Genomic DNA, 13226 nt, shown 5'->3' with positions numbered 1-13226 from the left:
TCAGCCCTGCCGCGGTTGGGCGGGCGGCGGCGTCGCCACCGGCTGGCCGTTCTGCAACAACCACAGCATGATGGTCTTCTGGCGCACGTAGTTGGCGCGCACATAGGCATACACCAGGCCATGCCAGCCATCGCGGAAGCCCCCGCGTAACAGATAGCCACGCCAGAAACGCCAGGCCGGCGCCAGGATCAACTTGCCGAGGGTGGCGCGCTTGCCGCGTGCGAAATCGTGTTCGGCCATCATCCGCGCATAGCGCTGGGTCTTGAGCAGCTGTTGTTCCAGTGAGCGATAGGGGTAATGGATCAGATCGCCGGCCAAGGTGACCACGGCGCCATCCACGCTGGCCGCCTCGTGCACCTCGCGCTTGCCGCGCCAGCCGCCACGACGGCGGTCGAACAATCGCAGCACCCGGTCCGGATAGGCATTGCCATGGCGCAGAAAGCGGCCAAAGTAGTCCGACAGGCGGGCGAAGCGATAACCCGCCGCCTGGGCGAAACCGCCATCGCGCGCCTGCTCGATGGACGCCCGCAAGGTGGCATCCACGCGTTCGTCGGCATCCAGGCACAGCACCCAGTCATGGCGGGCCTGTTCGACGGCAAACTGCTTCTGGCTGCGAAAGCCGTCGAACGGCCGCTGCAGCACGCGTGCGCCCGCTGCTTCGGCAATGGCCACGGTGGCGTCGGTGGAGTGCGAATCCACCACCACCAGTTCATCGCAGAATGCCAGCGACGCCAGGCAGTCGCCGATACGGTCGGCTTCGTTAAACGTGATAATGCAGGCCGAAACCGGCACCCGGGTGGGCGAGGAGGCGTTAATGGCGGAGTACCTGTTGTTTGCAACTGAACGCTATGCGCTGCCCATCTTGCAACCGCTGGCCGATGCGCTGCAAGCCGGTGGTCATGGCGTGCACGCCTGGTTTGTCGATGGCGCCAGCTCGGCGCACCTGCCCAACGCGCGGATGATCCATACCGCCAGCGAAGCGGTGGCGCTGCGTCCGCGCGCCGTTTTCAGCGCCGCCAACTGGGTGCCCGGCTTCGTATCCGGAGCCAAGGTGCAATTGTTCCATGGCTTCAACGTCGAAAAGCGCGAGGACAATCGCGGCCACTTCCGCGTGCGCGGCATGTTTGACCTGTATTGCACGCAGGGGCCGGCCACCACGGCGCCGTTCCAGTCGCTGGCCGCCCATGCCCACCATTTCAAGGTGGTGGAGACCGGCTGGCCCAAGCTCGATCCGTTGTTCGCCGCGACCGATGCGCGCGCCGATGCACTGCGCGCCGCCGCCGGTCGCCGACCGGTGGTGATGTTCGCCTCCACCTTCACCGAACGGCTGAGTGCGGCGCCGCATCTGCATGCGGCCATCGCCGAAGAGATTGCGCGCGGTGATCGCTATTGGCTGCTGACCCTGCATCCCAAGTGCGCGCCGGAACTGGTGGCGCGCTATCGCACGCTCGCCGGGCCGAATGCCGGCTTCGTCGAGACCGAAGACCTGGTCAGCGCCGAGCGCGCCGCCGATGTGCTGGTCGCCGACACCACGTCGGTGGTCAGCGAGTTCGTGGTGCAACGCAAGCCGGTGGTGACGTTTCGCAACCGCGCGCCCAAGCCGCACATGATCGACTTCCAGCAAGCGGAGCAGTTGCCCGCCATGCTGGCGCGGGCCTTTGATCCCGAACCCACGCTGCTGGCGGCGCTGGACCATTACGCCGATGCCATCCATCCCTATCGCGATGGGCGTTCCTCGGAGCGGGTCATCCGCGCCACCGATCGTCTGATTGCCGGCGACCTGGGCCCGCTGGCTCGCAAGCCCTTCGGTGGCTGGATTCGCGCGCTGCAGATTCGCAAGGATCTCGGCTACTGGGGTCCGGCAGGGCGTGCCTAGGCCTACCAGTGCAGGCGCCGATGGGCGAGGGCGCGACCCAGTTCCGCATACAGGGCGTGCGCCTGATCCTGCGGCAGGAAGCGCAGCCGCAGCGGCGGCTTGAAGCCGCTGTCGCCCGCCGTGTCCAGCCACAAGGTGGCGGTACCACACCAGCGATCGATGGGTGATCGGGTCAGGCGCAGGGCCTGCAGCTTGTCGATCTCGGCAAACCGCCACCAGCGCGACCACCAGCCGCCACGCACACTGATGATCTGCGCGCCGACGGCGTGGCCGGCATGCCGCACCTGCTGGCGCAACGCATAGGCCGAGAACGGTAGCCACAGCAGGACCAGCCAGCCCCACGCGCCCAGCCAGTGCCGGGCCAGCAGTGCCAAAGCCAGAGTCCACAGCACGCGCGGCCACCACAGGCGCCACCACACCTGGCCGGACCAGCCCTGCCAGTGTTGCGGTGGCCAGACGTCGGGCAACAGCTGGTGCACCAACGCGTCCACGGCCTCCGGCCTCGCTACCGGGGCCAGCACTTTCAGGCTGCGCTCCTCACCGCCATCCCCTCGACTGGCCACCGCCGTATCCACGCGCAGGCTGCGTCGCCGCAGCAAGCGATGGACGACGCCTTCGTGCAGCGTCCATGACTGGATGCGCCGACGCACGACACTGGTGCGCAAGCGCGCCAGCAAGCCTCGTTCCACCGTGATGCGTTCGCCCGACTGGCTCAGGCGAAATCCGTAGTACTGCAACAGTGTCTGGCCAATCGACAGCAAGCGCGTGGCCAGCAGGAACAGCACAACCAGAGCGAGCCCGGCCAGGCCCGTCTGCAGCCAGCTCCAATGCGCATGGGTGGCATAGCCAAAGGCCTGTCGTCCGCCGGCGATCATGGTGTTGGTCAGCTGGCGCTCGGGAAACACCTGCCAGATGGCGCCAAATGCCGCCGCGACGATGATCATGCCGCGATTGGAGATCAGCCCCAGGCGCAGCACTTCACCCAGCGGCAAGGCCAGCAGGGTGGTGTCTGCGGGCCTGGCAAGCGGCGGCGGAACGTTGGCGTCGTCATCGGTCTGCTGGGTGGCATCGCGACGGCCGCGATGACGGATCACGTCTTCCAGATCCGCCGCCGCGGCCAGGCTGAGCACGCGCATCTCGGCTTCCGGCTTCTGCCCGCCGGCTGATTCCAGCCGCACTTCGGCTACGCCGAACAGCCGGTGCAACAGGGTCTGTTTGATGCCGACATTGTGGATGCGCGCGAACGGAATCTCGCGCACGCTGCGTTCCAGCCAGCCGCTGCGAATCGTTAAACCGTCCTGGCCAATCCGGTAGCGGTAGGTGAAGTAGCGGGCAATCGCGATGAGCACCAGCACCACCATGGCGATCAGCGGGCCCATCGACTGCCACCACTCATCGCGGCCGCTGCGCGCGCCGAAGAACACCAGCACGATCAACGGGAAGATGAACTGCTTGAGCTGCTGGATCAGCACGAACAGCCACGACCACGGATGCAGCCGATGTTCGCGGGCGGTGCTGTCGATGTCGCTCATCCCAGCGCGTCGTCGTGATCGAGCTGACGGGCCAGGCGATCCCGCAGGCGCTCGCCATCCTGTGCATCCAGCGCGGACACGCTGACCGTTGCCTGGCGCGAGCCGGCCGTATGCACCACCAGGGTCGACAGGCCCAGACTGCGTTCGATCGGGCCGCGTTTGAGATCCAGGTGCTGCACGCGTGAGATCGGCACGTGGGTTTCACTCTGCCACCAATTGCCCCGGCGCACCGCAAAGCCGGTGTCATCCAGGCGCCAGCGCAGACGGCGATGGCGTCGCCATGCGAACCACGCGCCGATCAGCTCACCGACCACCAACAGCAGCGGTGCGGCCAACCACGGTGAGACCCAGCCGCTGACATGCGCCAGCACGAAACCGATGCCAGCAAACGGCAAGGCCGCGCCGATTGCGCCACCGAGCGCCGCCACCGAACCGCCGCGAGCAGGCAGGGCCTGCCAACCCTCATCGGCGGCTGCGGGCACGGGCGTGGGCAGGTCGGGTGGTTCGATGTTCATCAGAAGCGTCCCGCGCGCATGTCAGCAAACAGGCTGTAGTCTTGCACGTAGGCGCGGTGTTTCCGGTAACCGGCCAGGCGCGACTGCATGCGCTTGATCCGGTACTCGCGGTTGTTGCGCGGATCGGCTTCGGCCCGGATCCTGTCGATGGCCAGTTGCTGGAACTCCGCGGCTTCCTCGAACCGGCCATTGGCCGCCAGCGCCGCCGCGACCGTATCCAGTTGCGCAGACTGCAGCGTGTCCTTCTGCTTGATCAGGTGCTGGGCCAGCGCCAGCGCGCGGGCAGGATCGCGCTGCTCCGGCAGCGGGCAGACCGCCCAGGTCCACACCTGATCATTGCGCGCGCTTTCCGCGCCCGCCTCTTCGGCGCGTGCCTGCCACTCGGCGGCACGGCGGCAATCGCGTTGCAGACCGCCGACCCCTTCGAAATAGAACGTGCCCAGTATCGACATCGCGTTGGCATTGCTGGCATTGGCCGCGCGCTGCAGGTGCGGACTGATCTGGCGCAGGCGCGCATCGTCCAGGAGCGTCGGGTCGGAAGCCAGATAGCTCACAACCACCGTGGCGGCCTGGGTGTTGCCGGCGTCACTGGATTTTTCCAGCAGTTGCAGGCCGCCGGTTTCGTCCTTGGCCACCCACTGCGGCACGTTGCCGAGCAGCTTGAGGGTGCCGTACACGAACTCGGCAAAGCTGTCGCCCTGTTTCGCCTTCTGCGCCACCGCGTCCAAGCGGCGTTGGTAGACCTGATCGTAGGCGGGCCATTGCTCGTTCAAGCGTCCACGTTCGGCGGTGTCGTCCAGCAAGGGCCGATCCAGCGCGGCCAGGCTGGGCGCGGTTTCGCTCTTGAGCAGGTTGGCCACCACGCTCTCGAACATCTGCGTGGTGTTGACGCCGGATTGCTTCATCGAGTCGTCAATCGCGGCGGAACTGTCCGGGATCAGCGATTCGTAGCGGAACTTCCAGGCTTGACCTTCGCGCACGAAGTCGGGGCCGAACTGGAACTGGGTTTCGGTAGGCGGCGCGACCTCGCCGACAGCAAGATCACCGATGACGGTGACATGGCTCAGGGTCGGCTCCGGCTCGCTTTCATCCCGATCCAGGCCTACCCAGCCGCGCTGCATGCACAGGCGCGCAACTTCGCGATCGTCCAGCGCCTTGAGGCCGGCTTCGTCCACCGAAGCGCGTAGCAAATAGACGGTGATGCGATCAGTGGTCGGAATGCGGCGCAGCTGATCCGTCGAGGCGTACAGCGCGGCGTCGCGCAGGAAACCGAAATGGACCAGGCTGGAAGCCGCCATCAGGTCGACGCTTTCCGGCTGGTCGTCCTGGCTCAGTTCCGCATAACGATCCCATGCCTTGCTGACGGCATTCATCTCGGCCAGATCATCAGCCCACGCCGGCGACACCGTCAGCCAACCCCACAGCAACCAGCCTGCACGCATGTGTGTCCCCTTGTTTGCGTCCATCGTCCTGGGGAAGTCAGCGGTAAGGATTCTCCTCGCCGCTTCCCGCTGGCCGCAGCGTATAGCGTTTGTAAGTCCACTGGTACTGCGCAGGATCGCGGCGCGCAATCTTCTCCACGCCCGCATTGAGTGCGGCCACCGCAACGCGCGGATCGGCATCGGCAATGGCCGCCGGTGCTGGTTCAAAATGCAAGGCGAAATCCGGGCCCGGGCCAATGCGTTCGCACCAGGCAAACAACACCACCGCGCCGGTGCGTTCGGCCAGGCGAGAGAGCAGGGTCATGGTCAGGGCCTGCACGCCGAAGAACGGCGCGAACTCGCCGTCACCCGCCTTGGGCTGCTGGTCCGGGAGAATCGCGACTACGCCGCCTTCCTTCAGCCGCTTCCACAACTGACGTACGGCCGCGCCTTCGGCACGCACCTGGGTGATGGTGTCGGCGCCGCGGGCGCGCAGCAGAAAGGCATCGCCGACCGGCGATTCCGGCACCCGATAGACAAACGCAAACGGACCGCGTGAGGCCAGCCACTGGTTGAGCAGTTCCCAGTTGCCGAAGTGCGGCGCGGCCACCAGCACGGGCCGACCGGCGGCCACGGCCTGATCGAACAACTCCACCCCATGGCTGCGCCGCAGCAGGGGCAGGTTCTCGGCGTGCGGCCGGGTCCAGAAGCGCAGGGTTTCCATCACCTGGCGGGTGGTGCTGCGCAGGATGGCCTGATGCAGGGTCTGGCGTTCGCTGGGCAACAGGTCGGGGTAGGCCAGTTCCAGATTCCGCCAGGCCACCCGGCTTTCGCGCGCGTCGGTGCGGCGCCACAGCCAGGCCAGGCCGTCGGCCAGCGCCATCAGCCAAGGCCAGGGCAGGCGCATCAGCTTGGCGACGGTCCAGTGCAGGGCATGGGCTTGGGTCTGTGGCTTCATGGCGCGCAGTCTAGCGGTTGACCTTGGCCGGCTCGAACCGGGAGCATGCCGACATGCTCTCCCTCATCCAGCGGGTCACCCAGGCCTCCGTCGCCGTGGCAGATGAAGTCGTCGGGTCCATCGGCCCGGGTCTGCTGGCCTTGGTGGCGGTGGAGCCAGGCGATACCGAGGCGCAGCTGCAGCGCATGGCCGAGCGCCTGCTGGGCTACCGGGTCTTCGCCGATGAGGCCGGGCGGATGAACCGCTCGCTGGCCGATACCGGGGGCGGGCTGCTGCTGGTCAGCCAGTTCACCCTGGCCGCGGACACCCGCTCGGGCATGCGCCCCAGCTTCACCACGGCGGCGCCGCCGGCCGAGGCTGAACGCGGATTTACCCGCCTGGTCGAAATTTGCCGGCAAAAGCACCCGCCAGGGGTGGAAACGGGCCGCTTTGGTGCCCATATGGTGGTCAGCCTCGTCAATGACGGGCCCGTGACCTTCCTGCTGCGACCCTGACGTTTGGGGTAGCAATACCGTGCTTCCCCCTGATTTGCCGGGGCAGGGGAGTAGCCGGGCTGGTATAATACTAGGTTCCTCCTCTCTTCTTCCCGGTGGCGCAACCTCCATGGCCAACGAACGTCCTGCCCAACAATCTGAAATCAAGTTGCTGATCAGCAAGGGTCTTGAGCAGGGCTACCTGACCTACGCCGAAGTCAACGATCACCTGCCGGACGACCTGGTCGACCCGGAGCAGATCGAAGACATCATCGGCATGATCAACGGCATGGGCATCGACGTCCATGAAGTAGCTCCTGACGCCGAAACCCTGCTGCTGAGCGACGGCAACACCGGTGGTCGCGAAGTCGACGAAACCGCGGCCGAAGAAGCCGCCGCCGCGCTGACCTCGCTCGACACCGAAGGTGGCCGCACCACCGATCCCGTGCGCATGTACATGCGCGAGATGGGTACGGTCGAGCTGCTGACCCGCGAAGGCGAAATCGCCATCGCCAAGCGCATCGAAGAAGGCCTGGGCCAGGTGCAGGCCTCGCTGGGCAACTTCCCGTGGTCGATCGAACTGCTGCTGGAAGAGTACGAACTGCACAAGGGCGGCAAGAAGCGCCTGGCCGAAGTCGTGGTCGGCTTCAACGATGTCGAAGAACCCGTGCCGGAACCGGTGACCCCGGTTGAAGCGGCCGACGGCGACGCCGAAGCCGAGGAAGAAGACGACGAAGCCGCGGGTGACGAGGCCGAAGAAGCCGGCCCCACCGGTCCGGATCCGGAAGAAGTGGCCCGCCGCATGACCGCGCTGGGCGATGGCTATTCCAAGTTCAAGAAGGCCTACGCCAAGGGCGGCGTGGACAACAAGGCCGTGGCCAAGATCCGCGCCGAAATGGCCGAAGTCTTCGTCACCCTCAAGCTGCCGCTGGCGCTGACCGACAACCTGGTCCGCAAGCTGCGCGAAGTGGTCGGCGAGATCAAGGATCACGAGCGTCGCGTCATGCATCTGTCGGCCAACATCGCCAAGATGCCGCGCAAGGATTTCCTGCGCGCCTGGGAAGGCAACCAGACCAACCTGGGTTGGGTCGACGAAGTGCTCAAGCGCAAGCAGAAGTGGTCTTCGGGCCTGCGCGAAGTGAAGGATCAGATTGTCGCCGAGCAGGAAGCCACCATCGCCATTGAAACCGCGATGCACCTGCCGCTCACCGAGATCAAGGAAATCAGCCGCACCATGGCCTATGGCGAAGCCAAGGCGCGCAAGGCCAAGAAGGAAATGGTCGAGGCCAACCTGCGCCTGGTGATCTCCATTGCCAAGAAGTACACCAACCGCGGCCTGCAGTTCCTGGATCTGATCCAGGAAGGCAACATCGGCCTGATGAAGGCCGTGGACAAGTTCGAATACCGTCGCGGCTACAAGTTCTCGACCTACGCCACCTGGTGGATTCGCCAGGCGATCACCCGCTCCATCGCGGATCAGGCGCGCACCATCCGTATCCCGGTGCACATGATCGAGACCATCAACAAGCTCAACCGCATTTCCCGCCAGATGCTCCAGCAGTACGGCCGCGAGGCCACGCCGGAAGAACTGGCCAAGGAAATGGACATGCCCGAGGACAAGATCCGCAAGGTCATGAAGATCGCCAAGGAGCCCATCTCGATGGAGACTCCGATTGGCGACGATGAAGATTCGCACCTGGGTGACTTCATCGAGGACACCAACGTGGAGTCCCCGATCGACAACACCACCAACATCAACCTGCAGGAAACGGTCCGCGACGTGCTCGCCGGCCTGACCCCGAGGGAAGCCAAGGTATTGCGCATGCGCTTCGGCATCGACATGAACACCGACCACACCCTCGAGGAAGTGGGCAAGCAGTTCGACGTCACCCGCGAGCGCATCCGCCAGATAGAGGCCAAGGCTCTGCGCAAGCTGCGCCACCCGAGCCGTTCGGAGCAGCTGCGGAGCTTCCTGGATATCGACTGAGGGTCGGGCGCTGCAAGGCGCTGACTGGAAAAAGCGAAAAGCCCGCCGCGAGGCGGGCTTTTTGTTTGTGCGGCGCGGCGGGGTTCACGCCATTTGGTTGCGGCAGGAACATCGCGCGCTGTAGCCGTGGCTCTGCCAGTAGAATGGACCGGCAGCGGGCCTATAGCTCAATGGTTAGAGCAGAGGACTCATAATCCTTTGGTTCCAGGTTCGAGTCCTGGTGGGCCCACCAAATTCGCAGTGTCAACTGCCCTCCGTGTGCATTCCTTCATAAGTTGTCGCAATTGGACTGCTTATGCGAGATTTCTCGCATAAGGTGGCATGGTGTTGCAACGAAATACCGTCCCTTATGACGCTATATCGCGGGAGACACACACTGACCGTATTCCGTACGCAGCTGCAGATCGGCCGGCAACTCAACGGCTTCTATTGTGCCTTACAGGGTCCGAGGTACTAAAAAGGGGGATTGAAAATCGCTCTGCCGGGAGTTCGATTCTCTCCCCGCCCAAAAAACTTCAAGCTCGACAACGCTTTGCGTTACTACGGGGCTTTTTCGTAGATGGGCTCCTAACCAACAAGACGGCACCGGAGGAACGGCGATGGGAAATGCTAGATCAGACTTTCCTTGGGACGCGCCGGTTGGGCGCTTCATGCTCGCGTTTGGAAGCATTGAGCACACAACAATCGCCCTTCTTGGCTGCCTGCCCGACTGCAGGATTCCAAGAAATGCATCCAAGCTCGCATTGGGGCAACGAATTGAGATCCTTAAAGAAGTATTGCCTCGGTATTCTGCTGAGGAGTATCGCGAAGCACTGCTGAGATTGAACGTAGTCGCCAAACTGACGAGCAAGAGAAATCTCGTTGCGCACAACACCGTCTGGTTTGACATCTATCAGGACGGCGAAAAGGTCCTAATTACCAATCACCTAATGTCGGCCCGCGACCGCAGCGTCCGACTCTCGTTGGCGGAAATGATGACGCTCGCCGATGAGGTGCACGAAGCTGCTCGCTTGTTTAGCGAAGCATCCGTCCAGGTAATGAAGAACTACCTGGAAAGCTACGGCTGACCGATGTGAAGGGCCAAGCTCGTTGGGTATGGCATTAACACCCAGCTCCTCATCTTCTACGACCTCTCCTACATCTACGACAGCTTGGCTCAGGACTTGACTGGCGAGACCAGGGGCCACCTGTCCGCTCTCCTCCAGAACCTGGCGAGCAACCCCAACTACGCGAACCATCTTAAGCGGATGGATCTCGCGAATGCCTCCTAGCAACCCGCAACTTCCCCCGGTCCCGAAAGCTGGACCACGCGACTCGCACTTTCTACGGCTACAACCAGAGGCTTTCGAATGCCTTGCTCAGGCCACAATCGGTCCCAAGTCACGAACCTGGTAGCTCGTGGCGCTCAGGGTGGCCACTAAGAGACGCCCTCCGCCTGCTTCGCCAAGTCCCTTCAGATGCGCCGCTTGGCGCCGCGCAATCGCCATCACAGACGGATCGTCGACCCAGGCTGGGCACCGACCCATGGATGCCTCCCAAGGCGCGTACCAGAATCTTCGATCATCCCAGAGCCTATCGTCATCCAAAGTCCGGGTCCGCGTCTCTAGATTGAACATGATGGCAATCATCTCTCTCTCTCGCTGCGAATGGCCGGCCAGCAAGAATTGCAGTTCCGCGTAGTGCCCGGCCGACTCGCATCGGTCACAGATGAGAGCGCACGCATGGGGAATGGAATCCCGCGCATCGTCAAACCGAACGGTGACAGAAGCCGAAAAGAAGTAGTCGTGCAGCCACGCAAGGAGCTGGCGGTCTCCCCGGGCGGCAATCAGCATGTTGGGTGCAGCGAAGTGCACCAGCTTGGAGAACTCGGGCCAAGTTCCGTCAGAAGCCTTACCCTGCGTGTCGATGGCAACATCGATACGTGATGCATTGGACTGAACGACCAACAGCGTCACTATCTATCGCTCCGAAGATGCGCGCTCGCAACCAACGAGGCGTCTTTCTCTCGAAGCCATTGCTCCAAACTCTCGAAGCGTGCCGGCCAAATTGAATTGTACTGCTGCTCATAGCTCAGAAAGATGAGATCTGCGGAAGTGGCTGTGTGCGAAGACGTTGCGTCAGCAGAAGCAATCTTCCTGTGGAAGGTGGTCTCCAGAAGTTCGGGATTCGTATCACTGTATGCGTACAGCAGACCGGAAGCATTGGGATGTGCATCCTCGCTGAGGCGGTCGTAAATCTCCTGAATGAGGGGGTGCTCTTTGGAAAAGTGCTGGATCGCTGTCATCACATTCACTGGCTCAAAATAGTCACCCCCATTCTTTCCGCCAAGTGCGACTCTTCGTACCAGCGTGTTGAAGTCATCGAAACTTAGCTGCCCCTCAATCAGGCTCTCGATCTTCTTGTTCAGGTAAGCGAGGAGCGCAGCTGTCTCGCATGCGCTTCGGAGTACTATTCTGGCGGCCAATGCGTCATGTGAATCAACGAGGCGCACCAAAGCACGTCCCAAGTCGCTCATCCGCCACAGAGTTGCCTCTCTGGACAACACAATCAGATAGGTAACCTTCCACTTGTGGGCCATCGGACATCGCGCCAGCAGCGCCTCAGCAGAAACTTCGCGGGGAAGGCTGCTCTCCCACGTTTGTATGCGCTCCCGAAGCCCCATATCATCAATCGTGTACTTCATTCAAACACCCCGAATGTGAAGTGACGTTGTGTCCATCGACCGAGCGCAATGCTATTGCCGGTATGCATGGCACATTGGCGTGGCACAGGTTACTCGTCCTCGGCGGTTAGCAGGCCCTTCTTCCACCAATTTCGATCCGTACTTCGACGCCGGTTTCGCCCTTAGCGCTCTGATTCCTGCCGTTGCTGCGCTGAACGGGAGTCACATAAAGTGAGATGTTCCCAGCCTGGGTTTTTGACCAAAGGTTGCAAGTAGTCCTTCGTTGTCCATGGCAGGACGATCGTTGGCCAAAATGTCGAAAGCCGAGATTTTTCCGATACTGCATAGTAGGCGCCACATTCGAGGCGCAAGGTGGTCCCAGCCTTTGCGGAGATCGCCCATGAACGCTGCCAACCCTCCCAGAAAGTCCGCACTCTCACCATCTAAGGCATTGGAGGCCAGGGTAGAGGCGCTGGAGTTTCTTGTTCTCGGCCTGCTCAGAGCACATAGAGAGAACGCCGTCTGCAAGGCATCAGTCATCGACACCTTCAGGCTCATGGACCAGCTACTGACGCAGCCAGAAATGCAGAAGCGCCCGGCATACCAACTGGAGTGCAAAATGCACTACGCAGATGCGGTGGTACTAACCTGGGGCGACGAAAACTAACTCCTTGCCAAGCCGTCCTCACTGACGCCGACTTCTCTACCATCCAGCTACTCGTATGACCTGAAGTCCTTGTCATGAAAAGTGGAATTGCACGAGTGGCATTGCCACCAGCCGCGCAAGCTCGCACTTCCCTGCAGGCGAATGAGCTTTGAATCCGCGTCGTAACACTTTTGGCAGAAGGGACCATCCTTGCCTTCCCCGTCAACACGCCAATAGTAAGGCTGTTCGTAGACCAGGCTCAATCGGATGTTTGCGGCCTGTCGCAGAGATGAGATTGTTTCATCACGCTCTAGCAAAAGCTGCTTAACGTCAGCTATTTGCATTTTCGTGTCCGCGAGCGCACCGATGAGGTCCGCCAACTTGAAGTTTATTTCCGCCTTCTCGAGACTTGTCGTGCTGTCCTTGATGAGTCTCGCAATGTCAGTGGCGGTCTTAATTCCCGAAAGCGCGGCGGTGATTGAGGGTATGTCCATGATCCTCTCTTGGGCGTGGTTCCAACTTGCAGACAGACAGAAAGAAAACTAGCGGAGATCTGCCAAGCTCACGCTATAGACGAGCCCCGGCGGAACGAGACCAACCGCGGCTAAGACTTCGCTGGGCGCCGCACGACGGTACCCTAGACGCTCATAGAATCCGGCTACCTGTTCTTCGCATTCAAGCCAAGTAAGTTGGTGCTCCTCTTGAACGACAGAACGAACTCCTTGTCGGACAAGGCGCGCGCCTACTCCATGCTTTCGCGAAGCTGGCAGAACTCCCACAAACGCCATATACGGCTTGAGTCTCTGCCACAAATAGGGCCCTGCCAAGTCGGGTGGGCTGTGCAGCATTGAAATATATCCAACTACTGCTGCGCCGTCCGTTGCGACAAAATTTGCTGTCCCCGGCACGCCGATGTTCTGTGAGTAACGGTATCGATGTGCAGCAGGTAGACAAGCGTGCTGGATGGCATCCACTTGCCCCTCGTCCGCATTTGCCGCCGCGCGAATCTGGATCATCGGCTCCTCTTGATTTCAAGCTCGAATGCAGGCATAGGTAAATTCTGCTCGCTTGAATCAAGCGTGGCCACAGTGAAACTCCAGAGCCCGCCGGAATGAGCTTTCTCAGTTCCGCCTACCACATGAGACACCCAACAGCC

At 62.3% G+C, this 13226-nt stretch carries 14 protein-coding genes and 1 tRNA gene; 6 read left to right on the top strand and 9 right to left on the bottom strand.

Translation table 11 applies throughout. The features are described 5' to 3' along the window. Positions 1 to 816: a glycosyltransferase family 2 protein gene (locus tag B5X78_RS08010; RefSeq protein WP_079723892.1), complete on the bottom strand. Its 816-nt coding sequence runs from the start codon at positions 814 to 816 to the stop codon at positions 1 to 3. On the opposite strand from B5X78_RS08010, the gene B5X78_RS08005 reads away from it, so the two are divergent. Then, positions 815 to 1876, top strand: coding sequence for a CDP-glycerol glycerophosphotransferase family protein (locus B5X78_RS08005; RefSeq protein ID WP_079724472.1), 1062 nt, complete (start codon positions 815 to 817; stop codon positions 1874 to 1876). The two genes, B5X78_RS08010 and B5X78_RS08005, sit on opposite strands and share 2 nt — an antisense overlap. Before the next feature lie 2 nt (positions 1877 to 1878). Here B5X78_RS08005 and B5X78_RS08000 read toward each other — a convergent pair whose 3' ends face one another. The 4 genes from B5X78_RS08000 to B5X78_RS07985 are packed head-to-tail and all read right to left on the bottom strand — an operon-like array spanning position 1879 to position 6302. Beyond that, on the bottom strand, positions 1879 to 3408 hold the full coding sequence (locus B5X78_RS08000; protein ID WP_079723891.1) for a PH domain-containing protein: 1530 nt from the start codon (positions 3406 to 3408) through the stop codon (positions 1879 to 1881). Beyond that, positions 3405 to 3923: a PH domain-containing protein gene (locus B5X78_RS07995; protein WP_079723890.1), complete on the bottom strand. Its 519-nt coding sequence runs from the start codon at positions 3921 to 3923 to the stop codon at positions 3405 to 3407. The genes B5X78_RS08000 and B5X78_RS07995 overlap by 4 nt, the downstream gene beginning before the upstream one ends. Then, positions 3923 to 5365: a sel1 repeat family protein gene (locus B5X78_RS07990; protein WP_079723889.1), complete on the bottom strand. Its 1443-nt coding sequence runs from the start codon at positions 5363 to 5365 to the stop codon at positions 3923 to 3925. Before B5X78_RS07990 ends, B5X78_RS07995 begins: the two co-directional genes overlap by 1 nt. A gap of 37 nt (positions 5366 to 5402) precedes the next feature. Further along, a complete protein-coding gene (locus B5X78_RS07985; protein WP_079723888.1) occupies positions 5403 to 6302 on the bottom strand; it encodes a lauroyl acyltransferase in 900 nt (299 codons plus the stop codon). Between the two features lie 53 nt (positions 6303 to 6355). Here B5X78_RS07985 and dtd point away from each other — a divergent pair, with 53 nt between their 5' ends. The 4 genes from dtd to B5X78_RS07965 all read left to right on the top strand — a co-directional run bounded on the left by dtd (position 6356) and on the right by B5X78_RS07965 (position 9829). Next, a complete protein-coding gene (gene dtd, locus B5X78_RS07980; protein ID WP_079724471.1) occupies positions 6356 to 6796 on the top strand; it encodes a D-aminoacyl-tRNA deacylase in 441 nt (146 codons plus the stop codon). A gap of 109 nt (positions 6797 to 6905) precedes the next feature. Next, on the top strand, positions 6906 to 8762 hold the full coding sequence (gene rpoD, locus B5X78_RS07975; protein ID WP_079723887.1) for an RNA polymerase sigma factor RpoD: 1857 nt from the start codon (positions 6906 to 6908) through the stop codon (positions 8760 to 8762). A gap of 156 nt (positions 8763 to 8918) precedes the next feature. Next, positions 8919 to 8994 (top strand) — tRNA-Ile (locus B5X78_RS07970). 367 nt (positions 8995 to 9361) lie between these two features. Beyond that, on the top strand, positions 9362 to 9829 hold the full coding sequence (locus B5X78_RS07965; protein ID WP_217698652.1) for a hypothetical protein: 468 nt from the start codon (positions 9362 to 9364) through the stop codon (positions 9827 to 9829). Between the two features lie 291 nt (positions 9830 to 10120). On the opposite strand, the gene B5X78_RS07960 is transcribed toward B5X78_RS07965, so the two are convergent. After that, complete coding sequence (locus B5X78_RS07960) at positions 10121 to 10717, bottom strand: hypothetical protein (RefSeq protein ID WP_079723885.1); 597 nt, start codon at positions 10715 to 10717, stop codon at positions 10121 to 10123. Next, positions 10717 to 11445: a hypothetical protein gene (locus tag B5X78_RS07955; protein ID WP_079723884.1), complete on the bottom strand. Its 729-nt coding sequence runs from the start codon at positions 11443 to 11445 to the stop codon at positions 10717 to 10719. The genes B5X78_RS07960 and B5X78_RS07955 overlap by 1 nt, the downstream gene beginning before the upstream one ends. 379 nt (positions 11446 to 11824) lie before the next feature. On the opposite strand from B5X78_RS07955, the gene B5X78_RS07950 reads away from it, so the two are divergent. Beyond that, positions 11825 to 12091, top strand: coding sequence for a hypothetical protein (locus tag B5X78_RS07950; RefSeq protein ID WP_139381460.1), 267 nt, complete (start codon positions 11825 to 11827; stop codon positions 12089 to 12091). 47 nt (positions 12092 to 12138) lie between these two features. Here B5X78_RS07950 and B5X78_RS07945 read toward each other — a convergent pair whose 3' ends face one another. Then, a complete protein-coding gene (locus B5X78_RS07945; RefSeq protein ID WP_217698651.1) occupies positions 12139 to 12564 on the bottom strand; it encodes a hypothetical protein in 426 nt (141 codons plus the stop codon). A gap of 48 nt (positions 12565 to 12612) precedes the next feature. After that, on the bottom strand, positions 12613 to 13086 hold the full coding sequence (locus B5X78_RS18890) for a GNAT family N-acetyltransferase (RefSeq protein WP_079723881.1): 474 nt from the start codon (positions 13084 to 13086) through the stop codon (positions 12613 to 12615). Between the last annotated feature and the right edge of the window lie 140 nt (positions 13087 to 13226).

Origin of the sequence: Pseudoxanthomonas indica (assembly GCF_900167565.1) — a bacterium.
Classification (GTDB): domain Bacteria; phylum Pseudomonadota; class Gammaproteobacteria; order Xanthomonadales; family Xanthomonadaceae; genus Pseudoxanthomonas_A; species Pseudoxanthomonas_A indica.
The sequence above is the reverse complement of the archived record's forward strand: the minus strand, read 5'-3'. Positions and strand labels throughout refer to the sequence as shown.

Excerpts from the sequence above, each read along its gene's own strand:
- B5X78_RS08005 (WP_079724472.1), top strand. The coding sequence starts at position 815 with ATGGCGGAGTACCTGTTGTTTGCAACTGAACGCTATGCGCTGCCCATC.
- B5X78_RS08000 (WP_079723891.1), bottom strand. The coding sequence starts at position 3,408 with ATGAGCGACATCGACAGCACCGCCCGCGAACATCGGCTGCATCCGTGG.
- B5X78_RS07995 (WP_079723890.1), bottom strand. The coding sequence starts at position 3,923 with ATGAACATCGAACCACCCGACCTGCCCACGCCCGTGCCCGCAGCCGCC.
- B5X78_RS07990 (WP_079723889.1), bottom strand. The coding sequence starts at position 5,365 with ATGCGTGCAGGCTGGTTGCTGTGGGGTTGGCTGACGGTGTCGCCGGCG.
- B5X78_RS07985 (WP_079723888.1), bottom strand. The coding sequence starts at position 6,302 with ATGAAGCCACAGACCCAAGCCCATGCCCTGCACTGGACCGTCGCCAAG.
- dtd (WP_079724471.1), top strand. The coding sequence starts at position 6,356 with ATGCTCTCCCTCATCCAGCGGGTCACCCAGGCCTCCGTCGCCGTGGCA.
- rpoD (WP_079723887.1), top strand. The coding sequence starts at position 6,906 with ATGGCCAACGAACGTCCTGCCCAACAATCTGAAATCAAGTTGCTGATC.
- B5X78_RS07965 (WP_217698652.1), top strand. The coding sequence starts at position 9,362 with ATGGGAAATGCTAGATCAGACTTTCCTTGGGACGCGCCGGTTGGGCGC.
- B5X78_RS07955 (WP_079723884.1), bottom strand. The coding sequence starts at position 11,445 with ATGAAGTACACGATTGATGATATGGGGCTTCGGGAGCGCATACAAACG.
- B5X78_RS07950 (WP_139381460.1), top strand. The coding sequence starts at position 11,825 with ATGAACGCTGCCAACCCTCCCAGAAAGTCCGCACTCTCACCATCTAAG.
- B5X78_RS07945 (WP_217698651.1), bottom strand. The coding sequence starts at position 12,564 with ATGGACATACCCTCAATCACCGCCGCGCTTTCGGGAATTAAGACCGCC.
- B5X78_RS18890 (WP_079723881.1), bottom strand. The coding sequence starts at position 13,086 with ATGATCCAGATTCGCGCGGCGGCAAATGCGGACGAGGGGCAAGTGGAT.